General features: G+C 42.3%; 2 protein-coding genes. Both read left to right on the top strand.

Translation table 11 applies throughout. From position 1 onward, the window contains the following. A partial coding sequence (locus AAIB49_RS19685) for a phage distal tail protein (RefSeq protein ID WP_343459044.1) occupies window positions 1-999 on the top strand: 999 nt, incomplete at its 5' end. Between the two features lie 168 nt (window positions 1,000-1,167). Then, the coding region (locus tag AAIB49_RS19680) for a phage tail spike protein (protein ID WP_343459043.1) at window positions 1,168-3,336 on the top strand (2,169 nt) is incomplete at its 3' end.

The raw sequence follows: 3,336 nt of genomic DNA, 5'->3' as shown, positions 1-3,336 counted from the left end.
GAGTTAACCGCAACACAAAAGGCAACGTTTGCAATGATTTCGAACGGAACAGAGGAGTATAACCTAATTGGCACACCGGCTGATGATGATGTTGTAGTGGTGGACGAAAAAACAAGCGTGCTATATGAGAATGGAAGTACGTTAGATACGTGGATCACACCAGTTACGCTCGATGTTGTAGATTCACATTTTATCGACCATATTGACGGTGTGATGGGAACAGATGGTGCCGGTATTCGTCCAGAAACGTGGGGAACAGTTGGACAGAAACAGCGTGGAGCAGGAGCGTTGAAAGAGTTATTCCAACCGATTCAAGATTTCGAAATTGAATCGACATTTGATATCATTTCAACTCGTGAAGTTGAAAATTGGCGTATGGGAATCATGCTTTTCGACGAATTTATGAACAACATCGGTATGATTGGGTTGAAGGATAACTCACGCAATTATAAGCGTCGAGTACCTCTTGCGCGTGTCGGACCTTATCGAGGCGGTGGCTTGTCTAACGGTTATTTGATTGGTGACGCAGACCGCTACGATAATGCGCGCGATACTACGTTATTTTATTTGCGCTTCCGTCGAGAAGGGAAAACATTTAATGTTTATATCGGTGAATGGCGGTCACAACGTCATATTAGACAATGGACGGGAACATATCATGATGTGGCAAACGAATATACAGGAAGGTTGAAATATATATCACTTTATATTACGAGTTATCAAGACAGGGTACGACCATCTAGATTGCGAATTAATAGTGTGGAAGTTTTCAAGCTAACAAAAGCAACAGTTGACCAAACTCCGTATATCATTTATCCGGGCGATGTTATTACGTTCGATCACTCAACCGCTGACATATTGCTAAATGGAGAATCTCGAAAAGACTTAAAAGCCTTTGGAGGTTCTTTTTTTACGCTTAAAAAAGGAGATAACGCACTCGTTGTAAGTCCGGAGAATACGTTTGAAACAAAAGTAATTTATCGAGAACGATACAAATAGCGAGGTGATAACTTGATTCACATTGTCGATCCGCAAACTAATGAAATACTCGATTATATCACTCTAGACAATATCATCGACGACACTCATAAAAAGTCGCTAGAATCTTACATCGAAACTTACGATGCGATTGTTTTGGGCGGCGATGGCTTTTCTTATGACAAACACTTGGAAAAACGTAATCACATCATCATTCCTGACGAAGATGGAACATACCAGGAATTTATATTGTTTGAAGTTGATAAGTACCGTGATACGAAAGGACGTAAAACGCACTTTTATGCTCATGCAACTTATCTCGAATTAAAAAAAGCAAAAGTCATTTATCCTACACGGCGAGAAGGTTTAACACTAAGTCAGCATGCCGGTTGGGCGCTTAACAATACAGGTTGGACGGTCGGAATCGTTGAATCCGAAGGCGTACGCACATTTAACATCGAAAATCACACGAATCCGTATGAGTTTTTAAAGCGAATTGCAAATGAATTTGAAGTTGAACTTCACTTCCGTGTCGAACATGATGGACGACGGATAACCTCCCGATACGTTGACTTTCTCGAAAGAATCGGCGAGTGGCGGGGTAGAGAAATTGAATTCGGCAAGGATTTAGACAGCATAAGACGTGTAGAAAAGCAGGACATTGTTACGGCACTGCTCGGTCTAGGTCCAGAACGCGAGGACGGAACTAGAATCGAAGTGTTAGTTACAGATGAAGAAGCCTTACAACGTTGGGGACGAGTTGATGAGCATGGTAATTTACATCATTTAATCGAACCGTACGAAATTCAATCCGACAGGCAAGAAATGACCGAAGAAGAAGCTAGACAGTACACAAGAACAGCGTTAAATAAACGAATTAACACACAAGTAACATACGAAACAACTATACTTGACCTCGAAGAAGTACCAGGTTTAGAACACGAGAAAATTCGATTCGGTGATACGATACGAATTAAAGACGTGTATTTTAACCCTCCGTTATACCTAGAAGCGCGTGAATTCGAGATGGAGCGTTCTATTAAAAATAAAGCAAAAAAAGATATCAAACTCGGTGATTATGTCGAATATACGGAAGAAGAAGTTAACGCAATTTGGAATCAGTTACGCAACGAAATCAAGCGTAGACTAGACCGCATGGCGATTGTATCTATTACATCCACAGCTGGAAACGTGTTTAAAAATGCACAAGGCACAACAGAATTAACAGCAAGAACGTTTGTTAGCGGAGCAGAACGGGACGAAGACGGCACACTTTACGACTACCAGTGGATGCGGTTTGACAAGGATGGCAATCACGATACGAACTTTTATGCAGAAGGTAAGACAATAACAGTAACCGCAAATGATATAGACGAAAAAGCGACGTATCGAGTGTTAGTTGCGTATGAGTTAGAAGTAATAAATACAGCTGAAATAACGATAAGCAATGTGTTTGACGGTGAGGATGGCGAACCGGGACCACCTGGACCGAAAGGGGATAAAGGTGACCCAGGGCCTCAAGGTCCTCAAGGTCCTCCAGGTACAAGCGTGGTGTCAATTGTCGAATACTACTTGGCGACAGACCAAAACAGTGGAGTTACTACAACCACGCCAGGCTGGACAACAACAATGCAACAAATGACACCGCAAAAGCGGTATTTATGGAACTACGAACGTATCAATTTTAGTGACGGAACTCACCAAAACACAAACCCAGTCATTATCGGCGTTTATGGTGACGAAGGCGAAGAAGGGCGCTCAATCGTTGGCATCACAGAATATTATTTAGCAACAAGTGCATCAAGCGGGGTAACAAGAGATACAAGCGGATGGACAACAACAATGCAAGATACGACACCGGAGAAAAAATATCTGTGGAACTACGAAAAAATAACGTGGAATAAAGCGCCGTTAGAAACATATACAGAGCCGGTCATCATTGGGGTGCATGGTGAACAAGGTCCAAAAGGCGAAGATGGTAAAACTTTTTATACATGGATTAAGTACGCTGACACTCCAACAAGCGGTATGAGCGACAGCCCGGAAGGTAAGGAATACATCGGAATAGCGTACAACAAAGAAACGCCAACACCGAGCACGAATTATGCTGATTACGTTTGGAGTAAATTTAAAGGTGAACAAGGCGTTTCCGGACCGCCGGGCGAAGACGGTCAGCCGACATATACCTGGGTAAAATACGCTGATGATGAACACGGAAACGGTATGAGTGATAGTCCAGAAGGTAAGCTTTATATCGGGTTAGCGTTTAATAAGACGACACCGGAAGAAAGCAATAATCCCGCAGATTATACATGGAGTGAAATGCCGCAAAATATTGAGATTGGTGGAAGGAATTTA

This window comes from Ornithinibacillus proteolyticus (assembly GCF_039581225.1).
Lineage (GTDB): Bacteria > Bacillota > Bacilli > Bacillales > Amphibacillaceae > Ornithinibacillus > Ornithinibacillus massiliensis.
The sequence above is the reverse complement of the archived record's forward strand: the minus strand, read 5'-3'. Positions and strand labels throughout refer to the sequence as shown.